This is a genomic window from Ensifer sp. EB106-03-01-XG145, assembly GCF_058792075.1.
Genome location: NZ_JBYTEC010000003.1, coordinates 166,668 through 186,899, shown reverse-complemented (window position 1 = coordinate 186,899; position 20,232 = coordinate 166,668). Strand labels below are relative to the sequence as shown.

Genomic DNA, 20,232 nt, shown 5'->3' with positions numbered 1-20,232 from the left:
AAGCGCGTCCGTGCTCGCTGCCGGGAGAGTGCCGGCATGATCGCGCTCTTCTTCCGCGATCTGAAGCTGTCGATACGCGCCGGCGGCGGCGCGATGATCGGCGTGCTCTTCTTCATGACCGTGGTCGCGGTCATTCCCTTCGGCGTCGGCCCGGATCTGAACCTGCTTTCGCGCATCGGCCCGGCGATCCTCTGGATCGGCGCGCTGCTCGCCTCGCTACTCGGTCTCGATCGCCTGTTCCAGGCGGAGCGGGACGACGGTTCGCTCGACCTGATGCTGATGCAGGAGACGCCGCTGCTTTTCACCGTCTTCGTCAAATGCGCGGCCCATTGGGCAGCGACCGGCCTGCCGCTGGTGATCGCCTCGCCCTTGCTCGGTCTCTTCATGAACATGAGCGAGATCGCGATCGGCGCCACCATGCTGACGCTTCTGATCGGCACGCCGGCGATCACCTTCATCGGTGCGGTCGGCGCTGCCGTCGCCGTGTCGCTGCCACGCGGCGGGCTGCTGGTGTCGATCCTGGTGCTGCCGCTTGCGATCCCGGTGCTGATCTTCGGCGTCAGCGCCGTCTATGCGGCGATCGAGGACCCGGCGCCGTTCCTGCCGCCCCTGATGATCCTCGCGGCGATCACCCTGTTCTTTGCCGTCATCGGGCCGGTTGCCGCCGCAGCAGCACTTCGGCACGCGTCCGATTGACGCAATAGGAGCGGAACGGCTGAAACAGTTTGCGGTTTTCCGTCGCAGCCGTCGCTAAGTCCTTCAGATCGATCACGTTTATGATTGAAGGCCCCAACTGATCGTGATCGGTCGATTGACGCGGATCAATTGCAGCAGGGGGACTTAAGCGTTAAAGAGCCATCATGAGCGAAAACAGCCTGGCCATCCGCAAATTCAGCGACCTCGCCAACCCGACACGGTTCCTGGCGCTGGCCGACCGTCTGCTGCCGTGGCTTGCCGGCCTGACCGCGCTGTTCTTCGCCGTCGGCCTCTGGCTGTCCTTCGCCACAGAAGGCGACTACCAGCAGGGCGAGACGGTGCGCATCATGTATGTGCATGTTCCGGCCGCCTGGCTGTCGATGATGTGCTATTCGGTGATGGCGCTGGCAGCGCTTGGCACGCTCGTTTGGCGCCATCCGCTGGCAGATGTTTCTTCGCGCGCGGCAGCACCGATCGGCGCCTGTTTCACCTTCCTGGCGCTCGTCACCGGCTCGCTCTGGGGCAAGCCGATGTGGGGCACCTGGTGGGTCTGGGACGCGCGGCTGACCTCGGTCTTTGTGCTGTTCCTCATGTATCTGGGACTGATGGCGCTCAACCGCGCGATCGACGATCCTGCGCGGTCTTCCAAGGTTTCCGCGGTGCTGGTGCTCGTCGGTTTCGTCAATATCCCGATCATCAAGTTCTCGGTCGAATGGTGGAACACGCTGCATCAGCCGGCGAGCGTCATGCGGCTCGATGGGCCGACGATCGATCCGGAGTTCCTGTGGCCGCTGATCGTGATGGCGGTTGCCTTCACGCTACTGTTCTTCACGCTGCACATCGCCGCCATGCGCAACGAAATCCTGCGCCGGCGCGTCATGGCGCTGCGCCGTCTGGCGGCGCGTAGCGCCGGCCGGGGAGGCCGCACGAAATGATGAGCCACGCCGCCTACGTCTTTACCAGCTATGGAATAGCGACGCTGACGGTTCTAGGCCTGATCGCCTGGGTGGTTCTGGATGGGCGCGCGCGTCGGCGTGAGCTTGCCGAACTCGAAGCCTCGGGCATTCGCAGGCGCTCCGCCGAACCGGCATCGGGAGAGACACGATGACCAGCACTCCTGCGCCCGGCAGCGACGAGCGCAAACCGGGGCCGATGCGTTTCGTGCTCGCGGCACTGCCGCTCATCATTTTCGCCGGGCTTGCGGCGATCTTCTGGAGCCAACTCAATTCCGGCAAGGACGTGAGCGAGATCCCGTCCGCACTGATCGGCACGAAGGCGCCGAAACTCGACCTTCCTGCACTCGAAGGGGCGACCCGCGATGGCCAGCCGATGCCGGCGCTGACCGACGTGGCGATCAAAGGCAAGCTGACGCTCGTCAACGTCTGGGCCTCCTGGTGCGTGCCCTGCCGTCAGGAGCATCCCTTCATTCTGGAACTGTCGAAGGACCCGCGGCTCACCGTCGTCGGCATCAATTACAAGGACCAGAACGAAAACGCGCTGCGTTTCCTCGGCGAGCTCGGCAATCCATTTTCCGCCGTCGGCGTCGATCCCCGCGGCAAGGCGGCGATCGATTGGGGTGTCTACGGTATTCCGGAATCCTATCTGGTCGGCGCCGATGGCACGATCCTCTACAAGCGTGTCGGCCCGTTCGACGAGAACAGCGTCAAGAATGGACTGCTGCCGGCCATCGAGAAGGCCGTTGCGGGCTCGTGAGTGGTAGTTTGGAAATGCTGCCAACGGCTTAGTGGTTTCCGGGCGGATCACCTACCTTGCCTCATTCCTGTGCTTGTCACAGGAAACCAGCCGCACCGCGTCGGCGGCGCGTGGGGCTTTCTCTTTCCGGTTACCGGAAGCTAGCGCGGTTAAGTCTTCCGCCGCGCGGACGCGCGGCTGCTGGATCCCTGTGATATCCGAGCAAAAGCTTGATGAGACTGCATTGCCCATATGCGCTGGGCAAGCTGTGCAAGCCGGATTCGACGGGCGCGCCGGAGATGAGCCCGACTAAATCCCAGCCTGCCAGTCCCTGACGGCATCGAGCGGCCAGACCAGCATCAGCACGTTCAAAGTGAGATTGTCGCGGATCAGCCAGCCGGTGAAAAGCTCGAAGACGATGGCGATCGTGACCGTCAGCCAGACGGGCATGCGGGCCGCGAACATAAAGCCCGCGACCATCGCCAGGGTGTCCATGGTCGAATTCAGGATGCTGTCGCCGAAATAGTCGAGCGAGATCGTCGCCGATCGGTAGCGGTTGATCACCATGGGGGTGTTTTCGGCGATTTCCCAGGCGGATTCGATCGCCATCGCCAGGAAGAGCTTTGCCGTCAGCGGCTTGCGGCGCAAAAGCAGGTGGCCGAGGCCGTAGAACAGGAAGCCGTGGATGATGTGGGAAGGTGTGTACCAGTCGGCGATGTGCTGCGAGTTGCCGCTGGATTTGACGACGGGTTCGAAGAGTTTGACGTAGCCGCAGTCGCAGATCCAGATGCGACCCATCAGATGCTGGGTGACGATCTGTATCAGCAGAACCGCGAAACAGGCGGCGAGCCAGAGGAGTGCGTGCCGGCTGCGGCTGTCATTCTCCTCAAGCGCGGTGCTCACTCGGCGTTCTCCTGGTCAAGCGAATGTTTCATGATCAAGGGCATCTGGGCGAGCGTGAAGAGGATGGTGATCGGCATCGTGCCCCAGACCTTGAAGGCGACCCAGAAATCGGTCGAGAACGAACGCCAGACCACTTCGTTGAGCACGGCCAGGAACAGGAAGAACAGGCCCCAGCGCAGCGTGAGCTTGCGCCAGCCGTCCTCGTCGAGCTTGAAGGCGGAGTGAAAGACGTAGCCGAGCAGCGACTTACCGAAGAGAAGACCGCCGAGCAGGATCGCGCCGAACAGCGTGTTGACGATCGTCGGCTTCATCTTGATGAAGGTGTCGTTCTGCAGCCACAGCGTCAGCGCACCGAAGACGAAGACGACGATGCCTGAGATCAGCGGCATCATCGGCAGGGTGCGGGTCAGCATCCAGGAGACGGCGAGCGCGATCGCGGTCGCGGCCATGAACAGGCCGGTGGCGATGAAGATCGGGCCGCCGAGCTCGGCGAGCGCCGGAAAATGCCCGGCCAGCCATTCGCCGCGCGAATTGGCGAAGAAGAAGACCATCAGCGGTCCAAGCTCCAGCACCATCTTGAGCAAGGGGCTGACTTCCTTCTGCGGCTTGGTAGCCTCGATCGACGACATTTCCGGGTCCTGTTTCTGCATGTGCCTGCTGCTCATAACACCAGCTTTGCGGCAAAACCATATCAAGGCAACGGGCTCGCGCAAATGCGCGGGCGCAGAACGGCCTCGTCAGGCGGCAACGCCGGCGATCGCCTCGGCGAAATCCTTGGCCTCGAAAGGCTCCAGATCGTCGATGCCTTCACCGACGCCGATGAAGTAGACCGGCAGCTTGTGCCTGGCGGAGATGGCAACGAGGATGCCGCCGCGCGCCGTGCCGTCGAGCTTGGTCATGATCAGACCGCTGACGCCGGCGATATTGCGGAAGATCTCCACCTGCTGCAGCGCGTTCTGTCCGGTCGTGGCATCGAGCGTTTGGAGCACCGTGTGCGGTGCATCCGGATCGAGCTTGCCGAGCACGCGCACGATCTTCTCAAGTTCGGCCATCAGCTCCGCCTTGTTCTGCAGGCGGCCGGCGGTGTCGATGATCAGCACGTCGGACTTCTTCTCGCGCGCCTGCTGGAACGCTTCATAGGCGAGACCGGCGGCATCGGCGCCGAGCTTGGAGGAAACGATGTCGGACTTGGTGCGCTCCGCCCAGATCTTCAGCTGCTCGATCGCCGCGGCGCGGAAGGTGTCGCCGGCGGCAAGCATGACCTTGAGGCCTGCGCCCGAAAGCTTGGCGGCGAGCTTGCCGATCGTCGTGGTCTTGCCGGTACCGTTGACGCCGACCACCAGAATGACATGCGGCTTGTGGCTGAGGTCGAGCTCCAGCGGCTTGGCGACGGGCGAAAGCACCTTGGTGATCTCGCCGGCCATGATGCGCGAGACGTCCTCGCCGGAGACATCCTTGCCATAGCGCTCGGAGGCGAGCGTATCGGTGATGCGCATCGCGGTTTCGACGCCGAGATCGGCCTGGATCAGCAGATCCTCGAGATCCTGGAGCGTCGCTTCGTCGAGCTTGCGTTTGGTGAAGAGGCTGGCGATCTGGCCGGTCAGTTGCGACGAGGTGCGGGCAAGGCCGCGGCGCAGGCGCTGGTACCAGGTGAGCTTTTCCTTCGGCGCGGCGAGGGGCTCGTCCTTGGGCTTGTTGTCGGTGGTTGCGAAGCCCTTGGGAAGGGCAGGGGCTGCGGCAGCTACATCCGCTTCGTAAGCCTCGATTTGTGAGATGTCGGCCGCTGCTTCTGTGGGGTCGGTCTCCGCGGTCTCGAGGTTTTCACGGAGGGCTGCGGTTGCGGCTTCACCCCCCTCTGCCCTGCCGGGCATCTCCCCCACAGGGGGGGAGATCGCGCTGGGGTCGCCCACGGCGTCAGCCACGGGCGTTTCGGCTGTCGTGATGTCGCGTGGTTCGGCTTCGGCATCGTCCGCAGTTGGCAAGGCTTCTGCGGTGCCCTCGATGGTCTCGGCCTCGTGGGAGGTTACGATGATCTCAATGGAATCCGCTGGGGAATCCGCTGGCTTCTCGTCGGCAACAGCTTCCGCGGTCTCGGTGGTTAGAGACGCATCGTCGATGGCTGCCTCAGCCTCCGTCTGATCTCCCTCCTCTTGGGGGAGATGTCCCGAGGGGACAGAGGGGGGCATCGCAACGCTGTCCTCAAACGGTGTGGCCCCGGCCTCGTCACGCGTCAGCTCTTCGGCATCGTCGGAAGCCGGACCGCCCGCAGTCTCGATCTCGGCTTCGAGCACCGGATCGTCCTCGGAGAGCGGCAGCGTCTCGATATCGACAGGCGGCTCGAAGGCGGCGTCCGGGGTCTCTTCGGCAATTTCAGCCGCGGCGACAGGCGCAGACGGTTCCACCGCCTTGGCACTTGGCTCCGCCTCGGGCGAAGAGACAATCGTCTCCTCGGGCACACCTTCCGGCGGCTTCGTCTCCTCCACCGCGCCCTTGCCGAAGGTGAAGATCCTCTTGATGAAACCCATTGCCATTCAGGAATTCCGCATAAATCAGGCCGCAGCCATCTGTTTTACCTGCATCGTCAGATGCTTGCCATTGTGGCCGGTGATTAAGACCGGGACAAGCGCGCGGGCTTTCAGGCCGGCGGCATCGACGAGCGTGAAGTTTTGTGTGTGGGCGAGCCCGTTGTTCTCGACCAGGATCGTCTGCTCGCTGCCGACCATGCCTTCGAGGTGGCGGGCGTAGAGTGTCGCGCCGACTGCCCGCAAGCGCGCGGCGCGATCCTTGACGAGCGCCCGGTCGAGCTGCGGCATGCGCGCCGCCGGCGTGCCGGGACGCGGGCTATAGGGGAAGACGTGCAGATGGGCGATGCCGCAGTCCTCGGCGAGCTTCGCGGCATTCTCGAACATCTCCTCGGTCTCCGTCGGGAAACCGGCGATCATGTCGGCGCCAAGACTGATCTCGGGCCGCAGCCGCCGGACTTCATCGGCGAAGGCGCGGGCGTCGGCGCTCAAGTGGCGGCGTTTCATGCGCTTCAGGATCAGGTCGTCGCCGTGCTGCAGCGACAGGTGCAGATGCGGCATGAAGCGCGCTTCATCGGCGATCAGGTCGAAGAGGTGTTTGTCGGCCTCGATGCCGTCGATCGAGGAAAGGCGCAGGCGGCGGATCTCCGGCACCTGCTTCAAAAGCGTCTTGGCAAGCAGGCCGAGCGTCGGGGCACCCGGCAGGTCGGCGCCGTAGCTGGTTGCGTCGACGCCGGTAAGCACGATCTCGCAGTAGCCTGTTTCAACGAGCTTGCGCGCCTGGTCGACCACTGCACCCATCGGCACGGAGCGGGAATTGCCGCGGCCATAGGGAATGATGCAGAAGGTGCAGCGATGATCGCAGCCGTTCTGGACCTGGATGAAGGCGCGCACGTGGCCGTCGATGTGCTTGACCATCTGCGGTGCCGTCGCACGCACGCTCATGATATCGTTGACGCGCAGCTTCTCTTCCGCCGAAACGCCGAAATCGGGCAGCGAGCGATAGGATGCGCTTTTCAGCTTCTCCTCGTTGCCGAGCACGGCGTCGACCTCGGCCATTTCGGCAAAGGTCTCTTTTTCCGTCTGCGCGGCGCAGCCGGTGACGATGATGCGCGCATGCGGATTGTCGCGACGGGCACGACGGATTGCCTGGCGCGCCTGGCGCACCGCCTCGCCGGTGACGGCGCAGGTGTTGACGAGGATGGCGTTGTTCAGCCCCGCCTTCTCGGCTTCGGCCCGCATCACTTCGGATTCGTAGGTATTGAGACGGCAGCCGAAGGTTATGACCTCGACGCCGCTCAAAGCGCCCGCGCTCCGCTGCCCGCGCTCTCCGCCTCGTCGCGCTGCCAGGTGCCGGTGGTCGGGTTCAGCGTGCCGGACCATTCCCATTCGGCCGGGCCGGTCATGATCACGTGATCGTCGCGCTCGCGCCATTCGATCGTCAGCGGCCCGCCGGGCACGTTGACGATGACATTGCGGTCGGTGCGTTCGGTACGGGCGGCGCTGACGGCGGCGGCGCAGGCGGCCGAGCCGCAGGCAAGCGTCAGCCCGGCGCCGCGCTCCCAGGTCCGAAGATCCAGTTCGCCGCGCGAAAGGACACGGGCAATCGAGATGTTGGCGCGCTCGGGGAAGATCGGATGGTTTTCGAGCAACGGGCCGAAGCGCTCGAGATCGTAGGACCAGACGTCGTTGTCGACCCAGAAGATCGCGTGCGGATTACCCATCGAGGCGACCGACGGCGAATGCAGCACGGGATTGTCGATCGGGCCGATCTGCAGCTCGATGCGGCGCGTGTCGTGGAATTCCTCGGAAAGCGGGATTTCGTTCCAGGCAAAGCGCGGGGTTCCCATGTCGACGGATATGGTGCCGTCGTCGTGTTCCTTGGCTTCGAGCAGGCCGGCGACCGTATGAAAGAGGAAGGCCTTCTTGCCGGTTTCGGCGGCGAGCGCCTGGACGACGCAGCGCGTGCCGTTGCCACAGGCCTGGGCCATGGAGCCATCGGAATTGACGATGTCGATCCAGGCATCGGTGCCGGTGGCCTTCGGGTCGTGGATCGCCATGATCTGGTCGAAGGCAGTTGCTGCGTCGGCATTGAGCGCGATCGCGGCTGCCGGCGTCACCCGGTCTTTCCGACCGCGCATGTCGACGACGAGGATCTTGTTTCCAAGCCCGTTCATTCTGGCGAATTGCACGTTGTCGGTCATGTGGCGATGGTCCAAACCGGCCCGCGTCAAGCAGGGCACCCTTCATTCGCGCTGTATATGGCGGAAAAGCCCGGAAATTACCAGTGCCGCCTTCATTCCGCGGCCGACGCAACGGCAGGCACGTCGAAGATCTCGCCGGGGCGCAGCGGCCGGAAGCGGGCGCGGGCGATGCCGGCCGCATCAAGCGCCCGTTCCAGCGCCAGCCGCGGCTCGTCGACGCCCTCGTCGGTCAGGCGGAACGTGCCCCAGTGGTGGCCGGCGACATGAGTGGCGGCGCAATCGATCATGCCGCGCACTGCCTCTTCCGGATTCTGGTGCTGGTCCTGCATGAACCAGCGCGGTTCGTAGGAACCGAACGGCAGGTTGGCGAGGCGGAACGACCCATGTTTTTCGCGGGCGGCCCGATAGTTTATGCCGTCATGAAAGCCGGTATCGCCGACATGGTAGATCTTGCCTGCCGGAGTCTCCAGAACGAAGGCGGCCCAGAGCGCCATGCGGCGGTCGCGCGAGCCGCGGGCCGACCAGTGATGGCACGGCTCCGCATGGATCACGATGTCATCACCGCAATCGACCCGGTCGTTCCAGTCGACCACGGTTATCTCGGCATCGGGAACGGCGTGGCGGATGATCGTGTCGTTACCGAGCGGGGTGATGATCCGGGGCGCGTGCTCCTCCTGCAGTGCGGCCAGCGTTTCGACATCGAGATGGTCGTAGTGGTTGTGGGTGACGAGCACGATGTCGATCGGCGGCAGATCGTCGAGCTCGATGCCGGGGGCGTTGTAGCGCTGCGGTCCGGCAAAGGCGAAAGGGCTGGCGCGACGCGCCCAGACGGGGTCGGTGAGAATGTTCACGCCGTGCACCTGGATGAGCAACGTCGCGTGACCGACCATCGTCACGCGCAGGCGTTCGCCTTCGACGCTGAGTTCGGGTTTCACTTGCTCGAACGGACTTGGATTGTGCGCCGGCCAGCGTGCCTTGCCACCAGCGAACTGCCAGCGCAGCAAATCAGCCATGCCCTTGGGCGGCCTGCCGCCGGGATTGAAGAAGCGCGTCCCGTCGAAATGGTCGGAGACGGGGCCTCGATAGTATGGATTGTGCGATTTCTTCATCCCGAGCCTTTCGGCATGTCTTGTGATTGCATGAGATGGTGCGCCGGCGCATCCGATGGAAGATCGGGCTTTAACAAATTCTTGAAAACAGCAACTGGATTGCTATCGTGCTTTCATGCTCGTTCGATTCGACCCGCATGAACGCCTCTACAAGACCCTTCGGCTGGTCCGCTCCGTCCATCTCAATATGCAGCGAGCGTCGGAGCATATGCTCGATGGCGCGGGTATATCCGTGGCGGAGCGCGCGGTTCTCGAACTTTTTTACGAAGTGCAGCTGACTGTGCCGGACGCGGCGCGACGCCTGTCGATGAAACGGCAGTTCGTGCTGCGCATCGTCACCGGGCTGATGGACAAGCAATTGCTGGAACGGCAGCCGAATCCGGAGCACCGACGCGCCTATCTTTGTGTCCCGACCGCCGCCGGACGCGATCTGTTCGAGGAAATCCATCGCCGCGAAGTCGAGATGCTGCACGCCTTGCTCGGCGATATCAATCAGACCGAAGTGGTGGCTACGCTCCGGGTGATGACGCGGGTGGCGACGGCCTTTGAGCAGCTGGCGGGCGAACTGGATGCAGCCGTCGAGGGCGAGGCGCTCTGAGCCAAAAAAGCCGTCATTGCCCTGCCGTCCTTGACTTTTGCCGCGCTTTCCTGTTTATCCGCCGCAATTCCTTCGCAAGCTCAAGTCTTCGAAGCCGCCGACCGGGTCCCGTAAAGGTGTAAAGAGAACCCGGAGGTCAACATCCGACAGCGCGTTGCGCCCTCGGGTGGTTTTTGGCTTTGCGCCTTGTTTTCTGCGCGAAGGAACCCACGTTTCCGGCGAGTTGATCGCCACCGGAAACCAGAAGGAAGTGAGAATGTTCGAGAGCCTCCAGGACCGCCTTGGTTCCATATTGAATGGACTGACCGGCCGCGGCGCATTGTCGGAAGCCGATGTTTCCGCTGCGCTTCGCGAGGTTCGCCGTGCGCTGCTCGAAGCCGACGTCGCGCTCGACGTCGTGCGCTCCTTCACTGAAAAGGTTCGCGAAAAGGCCGTCGGCGCCGAGATCCTGAAGTCGATCAAGCCTGGCCAGATGGTCGTCAAGATCGTCCATGATCAGCTGATCGAGATGCTCGGCTCCGAGGGCGTGACGATCGACCTCAATGCGCCGGCACCGGTCGTCATCATGATGGTCGGTCTGCAGGGCTCGGGTAAGACGACCACCACCGGCAAGATCGCCAGCCGGATGAAGACGCGGGACAAGAAAAAGGTCCTGATGGCTTCGCTGGACACGCGCCGACCGGCTGCCCAGGAGCAGCTGCGTCAGCTCGGTGTGCAGACCGGCGTCGATACGCTGCCTGTTATCACCGGCCAGTCGCCGACCGATATCGCCGCGCGCGCGGTCCAGGCCGCCAAGCTCGGCGGTCATGACGTCGTCATCCTCGATACCGCCGGCCGTACCCATATCGACGAGCCGCTGATGATCGAGATGGCGGAGATCAAGCGGAAGTCCAATCCGCACGAAATCCTGCTCGTCGCCGATGCGCTGACCGGTCAGGACGCCGTCAATCTTGCCCGCAGTTTCGACGAACGCGTCGGCATCACCGGCCTGGTGCTCACCCGTATGGACGGTGACGGCCGTGGCGGTGCAGCGCTGTCGATGCGCGCCGTCACCGGCAAGCCGATCAAGCTCATCGGCGTCGGCGAAAAGATGGGCGAACTCGAAGAGTTCCATCCGCGCCGCGTCGCCGACCGCATCCTGGGCATGGGCGACATTGTCTCGCTGGTCGAAAAGGCGGCCGAGAACATCGACGCCGAAAAAGCGGCCGCCATGGCCGCCAAGATGGCCAAGGGCAAGTTCGACCTGAACGACCTCGCGGACCAGCTTGGCCAGATGCAGAAGATGGGCGGCATGGGCGGTATCATGGGCCTGATGCCCGGCATGTCGGGCATGAAGGACAAGATGGCCGCCGCCGGCCTCGACGATAGCCTGTTCAAGCGCCAGCTCGCCATCATCTCCTCGATGACCAAGGCCGAGCGCGCCAACCCCGACCTGCTCAAGCATTCGCGCAAGAAGCGCATTGCCGCCGGTTCCGGCACCGATGCCGCCGACATCAACAAGCTTCTGAAGATGCACCGCCAGATGGCGGACATGATGAAGATGATGGGCGGCAAGGGCAAAGGCGGCATGATGAAGCAGATGATGGGCGGCCTTGCCAACAAGATGGGGCTTGGTGGCCTCGGTGGCGGCGGCATGCCCGACCTGTCGAAGCTCGACCCGAAGCAGCTCGAAGCGCTGCAGAAGCAGGCGGAAGCAGCCGGCCTCAAGCCGGGCGGCATGCCGGGTCTCGGCGGCGGTGGCCTGCCGGGTCTGGGCGGCGCCAAGCTTCCGGGCCTCGGTGGCGGTTTCCCCGGCCTTCCCGGCCTGCCGAAGAAGAAGTGAGGATCGGTGAGAGATGATTGATCCCGAAATCAAACAGGAATTGGCGGGTTACCGGCAGTCGATCGACAACATCGATGCCGCACTCGTCCACATGTTGGCCGAACGCTTCCGCTGCACTCAGGCAGTCGGCGTTCTCAAGGCCAAGCATGATCTGCCGCCGGCCGACCCGGCGCGCGAAGAATACCAGATCGAACGCCTGCGCCGTCTGGCCAAGGATGCCAATCTGGATCCGGATTTCGCCGAGAAGTTCCTGAACTTCATCATCAAGGAAGTCATCCGGCATCATGAAGCCATCGCCGCCGATCGCTCGCATTCCGCGGGCAACGCCGGCACAAACCATTCCGCTTGAACGAAGCGGTCAAGAAAGCCTGCAAGGAGTAACTGAAATGGCACTGAAAATTCGTCTCGCCCGTGGCGGTTCCAAGAAGCGTCCGTACTACCAGATCGTCGTTGCCGACGCCCGCAGCCCGCGCGACGGCCGCTTCCTCGAGAAGATCGGCTCCTGGAACCCGATGCTCGGCAAGGACGACGAAAAGCGCATCGAGCTCGACGCCGAGCGCATCGCTCACTGGATCGCCCAGGGCGCCCAGCCGACCGACCGCGTTCTGCGCTTCCTCGACCAGGCTGGCCTCGCAAAGCGTCCGGCTCGCAGCAACCCGACCAAGGCCGTTCCGGGCAAGAAGGCTCAGGAGCGCGCTGCTGAAGCCAAGCAGAAGGCTGAAGACGCCGCTGCTGCCGCTGCAGAAGCTGCCGCAGAATAATAGCCGGCAAATGGTTTGAAGCAGGATGCACGGGCTTCCGTCCGCGTCCACTTCCAACCTGTCGTGACTTTAAGGAAACGGGTGGCATTTCCATGCCGCCCGTTTTCCGTTATGTGCACCCTGAACTCCCGAAATGGACGCGGACGATGAGCAAACTCGAAAACCCGGTTCTGATGGCGACGATCGGCGCGGCGCAGGGCTTGCGCGGCGAGGTCAGGGTCAAATCCTTTACCGACGACCCGACGGCGCTCGGCGACTACGGCAATTTGCACAGCGCCGACGGACGCGTATTCGAGGTGCTGGAAATCCGCGAGGCGAAGAACGTCGTCATCGTGCGCTTCCGTGGCGTCAACGATCGCAACGCCGCCGAGGCGCTCAATGGTCTCGATCTGTTCATCGAGCGGGACAACCTGCCGGACGACGATCTCGATGAGGACGAGTTCTTCTATGCCGATCTCGAAGGGCTGGAAGCGATCGACGGCAATGGCACCAGCTATGGCAAGGTTAGCGGCGTTTTCGATTTCGGCGCCGGCGATCTTCTGGAGCTGAAAGGTCCGGGCCGGCGCCCGGTGCTGATCCCCTTCACCGAATGGTCGGTTCTGGAGATCGATCTGGAAGCGGGCAAGCTGCTGGTCGATCCGGTCGCGGCAGGCCTTTCCGAGGACAAGGACCAGGATTCGGGCAATCCGTTTTCCGCCAAGCGCAAGTGAGCGATGCGGCGATGACTTTTCGCGCGACTGTCCTGACGCTCTATCCCGAAATGTTTCCGGGCCATCTCGGCGCGTCCCTTTCGGGTAAGGCGCTGGAGCGCGGCCAATGGTCGATCGAGCCGGTGCAGATCCGCGATTTCGCCGAGGACAAGCACCGCACCGTCGACGACACGCCGGCCGGCGGCGGAGCCGGCATGGTGCTGAAGCCGGACGTGCTCGCCCGCGCGATCGACCATGTCTCTGAGGGCGACGACCGTCCACGCCTGTTGATGAGCCCGCGCGGTCGGCCGCTGACGCAAGAGCGGGTGCGTGAGCTCGCGGCCGGGCCTGGCGTCGTCATCGTCTGCGGACGCTTCGAAGGCGTCGACCAGCGGGTGATCGATGCCCGCGGCCTCGAAGAGGTTTCCATAGGCGACTATATTCTTTCGGGCGGTGAGCCGGCGGCGCTGACACTGCTCGATGCCGTGGTGCGCATCCTGCCGGGTGTCATGGGCAATGAGCTTTCAGGCGTGCATGAGAGCTTCGAAGGCGGCCTGCTCGAACATCCGCACTACACCCGCCCGCAGATCTTCGAGGGCCGCGAGATCCCGGCGGTGCTGACCTCGGGCAATCACGGCGCCATTGCCAAGTGGCGCGAGGCAGAGGCGCGGCGTCTGACGGCCGAGCGCAGGCCCGATCTTCTCGATCAGCCCGTGAAGAAATAATAGGCGGCAAGCAGCAGGCCGACGGCGACCACCAGCGCGCGGATGACGGCTTGGGGTACCCTCCGAGCCGCCCAGACGCCGCTGTAGCCGCCAAGTGCTGCCCCCGGCACCATGATTGCCGCATGCAGCCAGGAGACGACGCCGCCGGCGGCGAAGACGACGATGGCGATTGCCGCAATCACGATCGAGATGAAGTTCTTGAGCGCGTTCAGCCGGTGATAGCCGCCGCCGGTCGCCAGCCCCAACACCGCCAGCATCATGATGCCCATGCCGGCGCCGAAGAAGCCGCCATAGATGGACGTGACGAACTGGGCGCCGATGCCGGCCGGATTGATCGCATGCTCGTCGACGCGCGCCTTGGGCTTCAAGAGCGGCCCGGCGGCGAAGATCGCCGTCGCGGCGAGCAGCAGCCAGGGCACCAGAGCACGAAAGGAGGCGTTGGAAAGCGAGATGAGAAGCAGTGCGCCGGCAAGGCCGCCGAGCGCCGAGATCACGCCGAGCAGGACGGCGTATCGTCTGTCGGCGCGGATCTCCTTGGCATAGGCGAGTGCCGAGGTGATGTAGCCCGGGAACTGGATGATCGACGAGGTCGCGTTGGCGACGATCGGCGACAGGCCGCCAAGCGTCATCGCCCCGAAGGTCAGGAACGTTCCGCCGCCGGCGATGGCATTGACGACGCCGGACAGGAAGCCGGCCGCAAACAGCATGAGCACTTCAAAGATATGCATGGTCTCCCCCGACCCACCACGCTCGGGATAGCCGGTGGCAGGGATGGCCGCAAGCCCGTCCGCTCGGACAATCGAGCATGCATCCATCCGGGTTTTCTGATAGAAAGGCGTTTCTTGCCGCGGATCGGCGAGAAAATATGGCTTCCGGGGATGACAAGGCGGATCGATTGGTGTATGTGCCGGCCCGGTTCGGGTTCTGTGCCCGTCGACCAAAACAAAGAATGGCGAATCCGCTCCTGCCGGTTTCCGGCAAGACCTGAAGGCAAGCCCGACAGGTTCATCGAGAGCGCTCTGGCTGTTTCAGAAGAACTTGAAAGGTTAAACCGATGAACATCATCCAGCAGCTGGAAGCCGAACAGGCCGCCAAGATTGCCGCCAAGCGCACGCTCCCCGAATTCTCCGCCGGCGACACGCTGCGCGTCAACGTCCGCGTTGTCGAAGGCAGCCGTACCCGCGTTCAGGCCTATGAAGGCGTCTGCATCGCTCGTTCGGGCGGCGGCATCAACGAAAGCTTCACCGTTCGCAAGATCTCCTACGGCGAAGGCGTCGAGCGCGTATTCCCGGTTTACTCTCCGCTCGTCGAAAGCGTCGAAGTTGTTCGCCGCGGTAAGGTCCGTCGCGCCAAGCTCTACTACCTGCGCGATCGTCGCGGCAAGTCGGCTCGTATCGTCGAGAACACCGGCACGCGCGCCCGCAAGCTGAACGACGCCGAGCGCCAGGCCGTTGCCGAGGAAAAGGCACGCATCGAAGCTGAAAAGATCGCAGCAGCTCAGGCTCTCGCCGCCGAAAAGGCAGCAGCCGAAGCAGCAGAAGCCAAGGCCGCTGCAGAAGCCGCCGAAGCCAAGGCAGCAGAAGCTGCAGCGGAATAAGATTTCAATCCATTCGGATTGTAAGAAAGGCGGCCTCAGGCCGCCTTTCTTTTTTGGTACTATGCGCTTGTCTTTCCGACGGAATTTGTGACATTTTCCGCTGCCACACTTTTCGGGAGCCCTCCAATGACAATCCGTCGCCACGTGCTTGCGGGCATCGCAGCTGCACTTGCCGTTCCTTTCGCATTTTCTGCACCGGCTGTTGCCAGCGATCTGCCCGATCTCGGCGGCAAGACGGTTGTCGTCGTCACGGAGAACGCCTACCCGCCGCTGCAGTTCGTCGACCCCAAGACCGGCGAGGCCAAAGGCTGGGAATACGACGCCATGAACGAGATCGCCAAGCGGTTGAATTTCAAGGTCGAATACCAGAACACCAGCTGGGACGCGATGATCCAGGCAGTGCATGACGGCCAGTACCAGATCGGCATGACCGGCATCACCATCAAGGACGACCGCAAGGAGAAGGTCGACTTCTCGGACCCCTACATGCGCTCGCAGCAGTTCATGCTGGTGCGCAGCGATGAAAACCGTTTCAACGACGGCAAGAGCTTCGGCGCCTTTGCCGACGGTCTCGTCGGCGCACAGCCGGGCACCTCGCCGTTCTACACCGCCGTCTACGAAATGCTCGACGGCAACGAGCAGAACCCACGCATCAAGCTGTTCGAGACCTTCGGTGCGACTGTCCAGGCGCTGAAGGCCGGCGACGTCGACGTGGTTCTGACCGACAGCGTCGCCGCCAAGGGTTATGTCGATTCCTCCGAAGGCAAGCTCAAGGTCGTCGGCGGTCCGCTCGGCACCGAGGATTTCGGCTTCATCTTCCCGAAGGGCTCGGACCTCGTCGCTCCGGTCAACGCCGCGATCAAGGCGCTGAAGGAAGACGGCACCTTCGATGCCCTCGATAAGAAGTGGTTCCTCGAATACAAAATGGGCGGCTGATCCGAGGCTATGGCCGCTCCGCAATCTCCTGACATGTCCGGCAAGGGCGACTATCCCTGGTGGTTGGTCGCCCTTCTTGTGATCGCGGTGGCGCTTGCCGCCGTGATCGTCAGCAATGACATCTTCTCCGAGGTCTTCACCGTCGTCTTCAAAGGCCTTGGCGTCACCGTCTTCGTAACGCTCATGGGCTTTGTGCTGGCGACGACGCTTGGCCTCGGTATTGCGCTAATGGCGCTGTCCGAGCACTCGTCGCTCCGGCAGATCGCGCGCTTCTACACGGAGATCATTCGCGGTGTGCCGATCCTTGTGCTTCTCTTCTATATCGCCTTCGTCGGGGCGCCGGCGCTTGTCGTTGCCGCCAATTTCATCTGCGCGCCGTTGATCGGCGCCGGCTGGATCGAGCCCTTCGTCGTTCGCGATATATCGCTGATGTGGCGGGCGATCATCGCCTTGATGATCGGCTATTCCGCCTTCATTGCCGAAGTGTTCCGGGCCGGCATCCTCTCGGTCGACAAGGGACAGATCGAGGCGGCCAAGGCGCTCGGGCTCTCGCGTTACCAGCGCTTTCGCCTTGTCGTCTTTCCGCAGGCAATCCGGGTGATCCTGCCGCCTCTTGGTAACGACTTCATCGCCATGGTCAAGGATTCCTCGCTCGTCTCGGTGCTCGGCGTCGCCGACATAACGCAGATGGGCAAGGTCTATGCTTCCGGTTCCTTTCGCTTCTTCGAGACCTATTCGATCGTCGCCTATGTCTATCTGGTGCTGACCATCGGTCTGTCGCTGGGATTGCGGGGGCTGGAGCGGCGGCTGCGGCGCGCGGAGGCCCGCTGAGCGCGATCACGCCAATTGCCGACCTGTCAAAAAATTGATATGAACGCGCTCATGGAATCCAAATTCGGATGTCGCGAACAGAAAATCGTCGTGCTGCAGGATCACAAGCGCCTGCCGGCACGCTTCTTTGCGCGCGTCCACGGGGCGCTTACAAGCCGCCTATCCTGATCTCCTGATCAGTGTTTCCGGCCGCCTTGCCGCCGGCTATCCCTACCTTTTGAAAACTCGATGGATATACCGCCATGAGCGCACCGCGTACCCTCTATGACAAAATCTGGGACGACCACCTGGTCAACGAGCAGGAAGACGGCACCTGTCTTCTCTACATCGACCGTCACCTCGTTCACGAAGTGACGAGCCCGCAGGCCTTCGAAGGCCTGCGTATGGCCGGCCGCCAGGTCCGCGCGCCGGAAAAGACGCTCGCCGTCGTCGACCACAACGTTCCGACTTCGCCTGACCGCCATCTCGGCATCAAGAACGAGGAAAGCCGCATCCAGGTCGAGGCGCTGGCCAAGAACGCGGCCGAGTTCGGCGTCGAATACTACTCCGAGAACGACAAGCGCCAGGGCATCGTGCACATCGTCGGCCCGGAGCAGGGCTTCACCCTGCCGGGCATGACCATCGTCTGCGGTGACAGCCACACTTCGACGCACGGCGCCTTCGGTTCGCTGGCCCATGGCATCGGCACGTCCGAGGTCGAGCACGTGCTCGCCACCCAGACGCTGATCCAGAAGAAGGCGAAGAACATGCTGGTGCGCGTCGACGGCCAGCTGCCGCCCGGCGTCACCGCCAAGGACATCATCCTCGCCATCATCGGCGAGATCGGCACGGCCGGCGGTACCGGCCACGTCATCGAATTTGCCGGCGAGGCGATCCGCTCGCTGTCGATGGAAGGCCGCATGACCATCTGCAACATGACGATCGAAGGCGGCGCCCGCGCCGGCCTGATCGCGCCGGACGAGACGACGTTTGCCTATATCAAGGACAAGCCGCGCGCTCCGAAGGGCAAGGCCTGGGACATGGCGCTCGACTACTGGAAGACGCTGCACACGGACGAGGGCGCCCATTATGATCGCGTCGTCGTGCTCGACGCTGCCAACCTGCCGCCGATCGTTTCCTGGGGTTCCTCTCCGGAAGACGTGATTTCGGTTCAGGGTATCGTTCCCAACCCGGACGAGATCCAGGAAGAGACCAAGCGCGCCTCCAAGTGGCGTGCGCTCGACTATATGGGCCTGAAGCCGGGTACCAAGATCACCGACATCGGTATCGACCGCGTCTTCATCGGCTCCTGCACCAACGGCCGCATCGAGGACCTGCGTGAAGTTGCCAAGGTGGTGGAAGGCCGCAAGGTTGCTTCGACGGTTTCGGCAATGATCGTTCCGGGCTCGGGCCTCGTCAAGGAACAGGCGGAAGCCGAAGGCCTCGACAAGATCTTCAAGGAAGCCGGCTTCGACTGGCGCGAGCCGGGCTGCTCCATGTGTCTGGCGATGAACGACGACCGGCTGAAGCCGGGCGAGCGTTGCGCGTCCACGTCGAACCGCAACTTCGAGGGACGTCAGGGCTTCAAGGGGCGCACGCATCTGGTCTCGCCGGCAATGGCGGCGGCCGCTGCGGTTTCGGGTCACTTCGTCGACATCCGCGAATGGAAATAAGCCGGATTTGAGCTTTTCCGGCGCAAATGGCCGCCCTTCGGGGCGGCCTTTTTTGTTTGTCCGCACGTCAGCGCTCCGCGCGGATCGGCGAATTGCGCTAAGCTGCCTGCTCACAAGTCTACAGCGCCGGGCGTCTTATCAGACGCGCAAAGGTCGCTGTAGCACTTTGAATTGCTGCATGTTTTTGTCCTTAAATCGGCTACGATTAAAGGAAACATGCAGTAGGAACGGTTGGCCGAAGGGCGTTTGGGAGGACGACGGATGAGCGACGATCTGCCTGTACAAAGCTACTGCCTGATGCTGTTGCGCCATGCCAAGTCCGCCTGGCCGGATGGTGTTGCCGACATCAATCGTCCGCTCGGCGAGCGCGGCCGCAAGGCGGCGCCGCTGATGGGAAAGTACATAGCCCGGCATAAGCTCGTGCCGGATCTTGCACTGGTTTCGACCGCCAAGCGCGCGCAAGAGACCTGGCAATTGGTGGCGTCCGCCCTGTCGTCCGAGGTCGCGGTCGAGAATACCCGTGCGATCTACGAGGTGGGCGCCTCGCAGATCCTGAGCGTTCTGCGCGCGACGGATCCGGCTGTCAGGACTTTGCTGATCGTCGGCCATAATCCCGGCATGGAAGATCTGGCGCACGAACTCGTCGGCTCCGGCGATGCGGATCTGCGCATACGCATGGCGGACAAGTTTCCGACGGCCGCCCTTGCGGTGCTCGAGTTCGAAGCTGTGGGCTGGCGTGAGCTTATGCCCGGCGGCGCCAAACTCGCGCGTTTTGTGACCCCGCGCTCGCTCGACTGAGTTGTTTGCAGGCCTGGATCAAAGCACCCGCACGACGGTGCCGCGCCGCATATGAGGCATCAGCCGCGACATGGCGGGCAGGCTGACCGCGACGCAGCCCTGCGTCGGTTCATAACCCGGCCGGATCAGGTGGAAGAAGATCGCCGAACCGGCATTTCGACGGCGTGCGAGGAGGTTCCAGTCCATCACCAGGCAGATGTCGTAGAGCCCGTCTTCGCGCATCATCTCTTCGTGGCTCGGTGAGAAAGGTGCCATGACCGGACGGTTGTATTGGGCGTGACCTGGGGCGTCGCACCAGAGCATGTCCTTGCGCGTCGCTCGCGTCGGCAGTGGTGTCGGCGGCAGAAAGAGACGATCGCGCCTGACATAGCCGCCGATCAGCTTCATGGCGGCACGTGGCGTGGCGCCGTCGCCTTCACGCTTCAGGCTGGTAATGCCGCTTCGTCCGATCGCCGCCTGCTCGACGCGGCCATCGAAACACACCAGGGCCCGCTTTCGATCGCGCGGCGCCGGGCGGACTGTGATGATGGACTTGGCTGGTCTTTTTCCCGACGTTTTCTTGCGCATCATTCTCACGGATTTTTGCTTTGCCCGTGATTTGGGCGGCACCATAAGCACGGTTGCAGGTATAAGGACTTACCGACGCTGGCTCGCTTGCCAACACGGGCATTTGAGCTAGTTTGAAAACGGAAGCAAA

General features: G+C 63.2%; 23 protein-coding genes. 15 read left to right on the top strand and 8 right to left on the bottom strand.

Annotated elements, in window-relative coordinates; all coding sequences use genetic code 11:
• Positions 1 to 36: 36 nt before the first annotated feature.
• The 4 genes from ccmB (at position 37) to AC3WWH_RS11510 (ending at position 2,409) form a co-directional block, all read left to right on the top strand.
• Positions 37 to 696: a heme exporter protein CcmB gene (gene ccmB, locus AC3WWH_RS11525; protein ID WP_034802831.1), complete on the top strand. Its 660-nt coding sequence runs from the start codon at positions 37 to 39 to the stop codon at positions 694 to 696.
• A gap of 164 nt (positions 697 to 860) precedes the next feature.
• On the top strand, positions 861 to 1,631 hold the full coding sequence (locus AC3WWH_RS11520) for a heme ABC transporter permease (RefSeq protein WP_058321684.1): 771 nt from the start codon (positions 861 to 863) through the stop codon (positions 1,629 to 1,631).
• On the top strand, positions 1,628 to 1,804 hold the full coding sequence (gene ccmD / locus AC3WWH_RS11515) for a heme exporter protein CcmD (protein ID WP_082640735.1): 177 nt from the start codon (positions 1,628 to 1,630) through the stop codon (positions 1,802 to 1,804). The genes AC3WWH_RS11520 and ccmD overlap by 4 nt, the downstream gene beginning before the upstream one ends.
• Positions 1,801 to 2,409, top strand: a complete 609-nt coding sequence (locus tag AC3WWH_RS11510) for a DsbE family thiol:disulfide interchange protein (protein WP_058321685.1) — start codon at positions 1,801 to 1,803, stop codon at positions 2,407 to 2,409. Before ccmD ends, AC3WWH_RS11510 begins: the two co-directional genes overlap by 4 nt.
• 288 nt (positions 2,410 to 2,697) lie before the next feature.
• Here the strand turns inward: AC3WWH_RS11510 and AC3WWH_RS11505 are convergent, their stop codons facing one another.
• From AC3WWH_RS11505 to AC3WWH_RS11480, 6 genes are all read right to left on the bottom strand, one after another.
• Positions 2,698 to 3,291: a DUF2585 domain-containing protein gene (locus AC3WWH_RS11505; RefSeq protein WP_058321686.1), complete on the bottom strand. Its 594-nt coding sequence runs from the start codon at positions 3,289 to 3,291 to the stop codon at positions 2,698 to 2,700.
• Positions 3,288 to 3,920, bottom strand: coding sequence for a septation protein A (locus tag AC3WWH_RS11500; RefSeq protein ID WP_093233170.1), 633 nt, complete (start codon positions 3,918 to 3,920; stop codon positions 3,288 to 3,290). The genes AC3WWH_RS11505 and AC3WWH_RS11500 overlap by 4 nt, the downstream gene beginning before the upstream one ends.
• Before the next feature lie 108 nt (positions 3,921 to 4,028).
• A complete protein-coding gene (gene ftsY / locus AC3WWH_RS11495) occupies positions 4,029 to 5,822 on the bottom strand; it encodes a signal recognition particle-docking protein FtsY (protein WP_113398393.1) in 1,794 nt (597 codons plus the stop codon).
• Positions 5,823 to 5,840: 18 nt separating this feature from the next.
• Entirely contained in the window at positions 5,841 to 7,115 is a 1,275-nt protein-coding gene (gene mtaB / locus AC3WWH_RS11490) for a tRNA (N(6)-L-threonylcarbamoyladenosine(37)-C(2))-methylthiotransferase MtaB (protein WP_058321687.1), read from the bottom strand.
• A complete protein-coding gene (gene dapF, locus AC3WWH_RS11485) occupies positions 7,112 to 8,017 on the bottom strand; it encodes a diaminopimelate epimerase (protein WP_058321794.1) in 906 nt (301 codons plus the stop codon). The genes mtaB and dapF overlap by 4 nt, the downstream gene beginning before the upstream one ends.
• A 92-nt stretch (positions 8,018 to 8,109) precedes the next feature.
• On the bottom strand, positions 8,110 to 9,126 hold the full coding sequence (locus tag AC3WWH_RS11480) for an MBL fold metallo-hydrolase (RefSeq protein ID WP_058321688.1): 1,017 nt from the start codon (positions 9,124 to 9,126) through the stop codon (positions 8,110 to 8,112).
• 208 nt (positions 9,127 to 9,334) lie between these two features.
• Between AC3WWH_RS11480 and AC3WWH_RS11475 the strand changes: the two genes are divergently transcribed.
• From AC3WWH_RS11475 to trmD, 6 genes are all read left to right on the top strand, one after another.
• Positions 9,335 to 9,724, top strand: a complete 390-nt coding sequence (locus AC3WWH_RS11475) for a MarR family winged helix-turn-helix transcriptional regulator (RefSeq protein WP_245295995.1) — start codon at positions 9,335 to 9,337, stop codon at positions 9,722 to 9,724.
• Positions 9,725 to 9,980: 256 nt separating this feature from the next.
• Positions 9,981 to 11,546, top strand: a complete 1,566-nt coding sequence (ffh, locus tag AC3WWH_RS11470) for a signal recognition particle protein (protein ID WP_058321795.1) — start codon at positions 9,981 to 9,983, stop codon at positions 11,544 to 11,546.
• 13 nt (positions 11,547 to 11,559) lie between these two features.
• Positions 11,560 to 11,895 (top strand): chorismate mutase, encoded by a 336-nt coding sequence (locus AC3WWH_RS11465; protein ID WP_057254921.1) that lies wholly within the window; start codon positions 11,560 to 11,562, stop codon positions 11,893 to 11,895.
• A 37-nt stretch (positions 11,896 to 11,932) separates the two neighbouring features.
• The gene (rpsP, locus tag AC3WWH_RS11460; RefSeq protein WP_058321690.1) at positions 11,933 to 12,307 is read left to right on the top strand and encodes a 30S ribosomal protein S16; all 375 of its coding nucleotides are present in this window, start codon (positions 11,933 to 11,935) and stop codon (positions 12,305 to 12,307) included.
• A gap of 146 nt (positions 12,308 to 12,453) precedes the next feature.
• Positions 12,454 to 13,017 (top strand): ribosome maturation factor RimM, encoded by a 564-nt coding sequence (rimM, locus tag AC3WWH_RS11455; protein ID WP_058321796.1) that lies wholly within the window; start codon positions 12,454 to 12,456, stop codon positions 13,015 to 13,017.
• A gap of 11 nt (positions 13,018 to 13,028) precedes the next feature.
• A complete protein-coding gene (gene trmD, locus AC3WWH_RS11450) occupies positions 13,029 to 13,721 on the top strand; it encodes a tRNA (guanosine(37)-N1)-methyltransferase TrmD (RefSeq protein WP_058321797.1) in 693 nt (230 codons plus the stop codon).
• Here the strand turns inward: trmD and AC3WWH_RS11445 are convergent.
• On the bottom strand, positions 13,703 to 14,449 hold the full coding sequence (locus tag AC3WWH_RS11445; RefSeq protein ID WP_058321798.1) for a sulfite exporter TauE/SafE family protein: 747 nt from the start codon (positions 14,447 to 14,449) through the stop codon (positions 13,703 to 13,705). The genes trmD and AC3WWH_RS11445 overlap by 19 nt on opposite strands.
• Before the next feature lie 326 nt (positions 14,450 to 14,775).
• Here AC3WWH_RS11445 and rplS point away from each other — a divergent pair, with 326 nt between their 5' ends.
• The 5 genes from rplS to AC3WWH_RS11420 all read left to right on the top strand — a co-directional run bounded on the left by rplS (position 14,776) and on the right by AC3WWH_RS11420 (position 19,535).
• Entirely contained in the window at positions 14,776 to 15,318 is a 543-nt protein-coding gene (gene rplS / locus AC3WWH_RS11440) for a 50S ribosomal protein L19 (RefSeq protein ID WP_057254924.1), read from the top strand.
• Positions 15,319 to 15,444: 126 nt separating this feature from the next.
• A complete protein-coding gene (locus tag AC3WWH_RS11435; RefSeq protein ID WP_057254925.1) occupies positions 15,445 to 16,254 on the top strand; it encodes a basic amino acid ABC transporter substrate-binding protein in 810 nt (269 codons plus the stop codon).
• Between the two features lie 9 nt (positions 16,255 to 16,263).
• On the top strand, positions 16,264 to 17,085 hold the full coding sequence (locus AC3WWH_RS11430; RefSeq protein ID WP_057254926.1) for an amino acid ABC transporter permease: 822 nt from the start codon (positions 16,264 to 16,266) through the stop codon (positions 17,083 to 17,085).
• Positions 17,086 to 17,327: 242 nt separating this feature from the next.
• Complete coding sequence (leuC, locus tag AC3WWH_RS11425; RefSeq protein WP_057254927.1) at positions 17,328 to 18,737, top strand: 3-isopropylmalate dehydratase large subunit; 1,410 nt, start codon at positions 17,328 to 17,330, stop codon at positions 18,735 to 18,737.
• A 261-nt stretch (positions 18,738 to 18,998) separates the two neighbouring features.
• Entirely contained in the window at positions 18,999 to 19,535 is a 537-nt protein-coding gene (locus AC3WWH_RS11420; RefSeq protein WP_057254928.1) for a SixA phosphatase family protein, read from the top strand.
• Between the two features lie 18 nt (positions 19,536 to 19,553).
• On the opposite strand, the gene AC3WWH_RS11415 is transcribed toward AC3WWH_RS11420, so the two are convergent.
• Positions 19,554 to 20,102, bottom strand: coding sequence for a L,D-transpeptidase family protein (locus tag AC3WWH_RS11415; RefSeq protein ID WP_082640740.1), 549 nt, complete (start codon positions 20,100 to 20,102; stop codon positions 19,554 to 19,556).
• Positions 20,103 to 20,232 lie beyond the last annotated feature (130 nt).

Bases quoted from the DNA above. Each gene is read 5' to 3' on its own strand.
- rpsP (WP_058321690.1), top strand. From the start codon at position 11,933: ATGGCACTGAAAATTCGTCTCGCCCGTGGCGGTTCCAAGAAGCGTCCG.
- AC3WWH_RS11420 (WP_057254928.1), top strand. From the start codon at position 18,999: ATGAGCGACGATCTGCCTGTACAAAGCTACTGCCTGATGCTGTTGCGC.
- ffh (WP_058321795.1), top strand. From the start codon at position 9,981: ATGTTCGAGAGCCTCCAGGACCGCCTTGGTTCCATATTGAATGGACTG.
- ftsY (WP_113398393.1), bottom strand. From the start codon at position 5,822: ATGGCAATGGGTTTCATCAAGAGGATCTTCACCTTCGGCAAGGGCGCG.
- AC3WWH_RS11415 (WP_082640740.1), bottom strand. From the start codon at position 20,102: ATGCGCAAGAAAACGTCGGGAAAAAGACCAGCCAAGTCCATCATCACA.
- rplS (WP_057254924.1), top strand. From the start codon at position 14,776: ATGAACATCATCCAGCAGCTGGAAGCCGAACAGGCCGCCAAGATTGCC.
- AC3WWH_RS11465 (WP_057254921.1), top strand. From the start codon at position 11,560: ATGATTGATCCCGAAATCAAACAGGAATTGGCGGGTTACCGGCAGTCG.
- AC3WWH_RS11435 (WP_057254925.1), top strand. From the start codon at position 15,445: ATGACAATCCGTCGCCACGTGCTTGCGGGCATCGCAGCTGCACTTGCC.
- AC3WWH_RS11520 (WP_058321684.1), top strand. From the start codon at position 861: ATGAGCGAAAACAGCCTGGCCATCCGCAAATTCAGCGACCTCGCCAAC.
- rimM (WP_058321796.1), top strand. From the start codon at position 12,454: ATGAGCAAACTCGAAAACCCGGTTCTGATGGCGACGATCGGCGCGGCG.
- AC3WWH_RS11445 (WP_058321798.1), bottom strand. From the start codon at position 14,449: ATGCATATCTTTGAAGTGCTCATGCTGTTTGCGGCCGGCTTCCTGTCC.
- ccmD (WP_082640735.1), top strand. From the start codon at position 1,628: ATGATGAGCCACGCCGCCTACGTCTTTACCAGCTATGGAATAGCGACG.
- AC3WWH_RS11430 (WP_057254926.1), top strand. From the start codon at position 16,264: ATGGCCGCTCCGCAATCTCCTGACATGTCCGGCAAGGGCGACTATCCC.
- AC3WWH_RS11510 (WP_058321685.1), top strand. From the start codon at position 1,801: ATGACCAGCACTCCTGCGCCCGGCAGCGACGAGCGCAAACCGGGGCCG.
- trmD (WP_058321797.1), top strand. From the start codon at position 13,029: ATGACTTTTCGCGCGACTGTCCTGACGCTCTATCCCGAAATGTTTCCG.
- ccmB (WP_034802831.1), top strand. From the start codon at position 37: ATGATCGCGCTCTTCTTCCGCGATCTGAAGCTGTCGATACGCGCCGGC.
- AC3WWH_RS11475 (WP_245295995.1), top strand. From the start codon at position 9,335: ATGCTCGATGGCGCGGGTATATCCGTGGCGGAGCGCGCGGTTCTCGAA.
- AC3WWH_RS11500 (WP_093233170.1), bottom strand. From the start codon at position 3,920: ATGTCGTCGATCGAGGCTACCAAGCCGCAGAAGGAAGTCAGCCCCTTG.
- dapF (WP_058321794.1), bottom strand. From the start codon at position 8,017: ATGACCGACAACGTGCAATTCGCCAGAATGAACGGGCTTGGAAACAAG.
- AC3WWH_RS11480 (WP_058321688.1), bottom strand. From the start codon at position 9,126: ATGAAGAAATCGCACAATCCATACTATCGAGGCCCCGTCTCCGACCAT.
- leuC (WP_057254927.1), top strand. From the start codon at position 17,328: ATGAGCGCACCGCGTACCCTCTATGACAAAATCTGGGACGACCACCTG.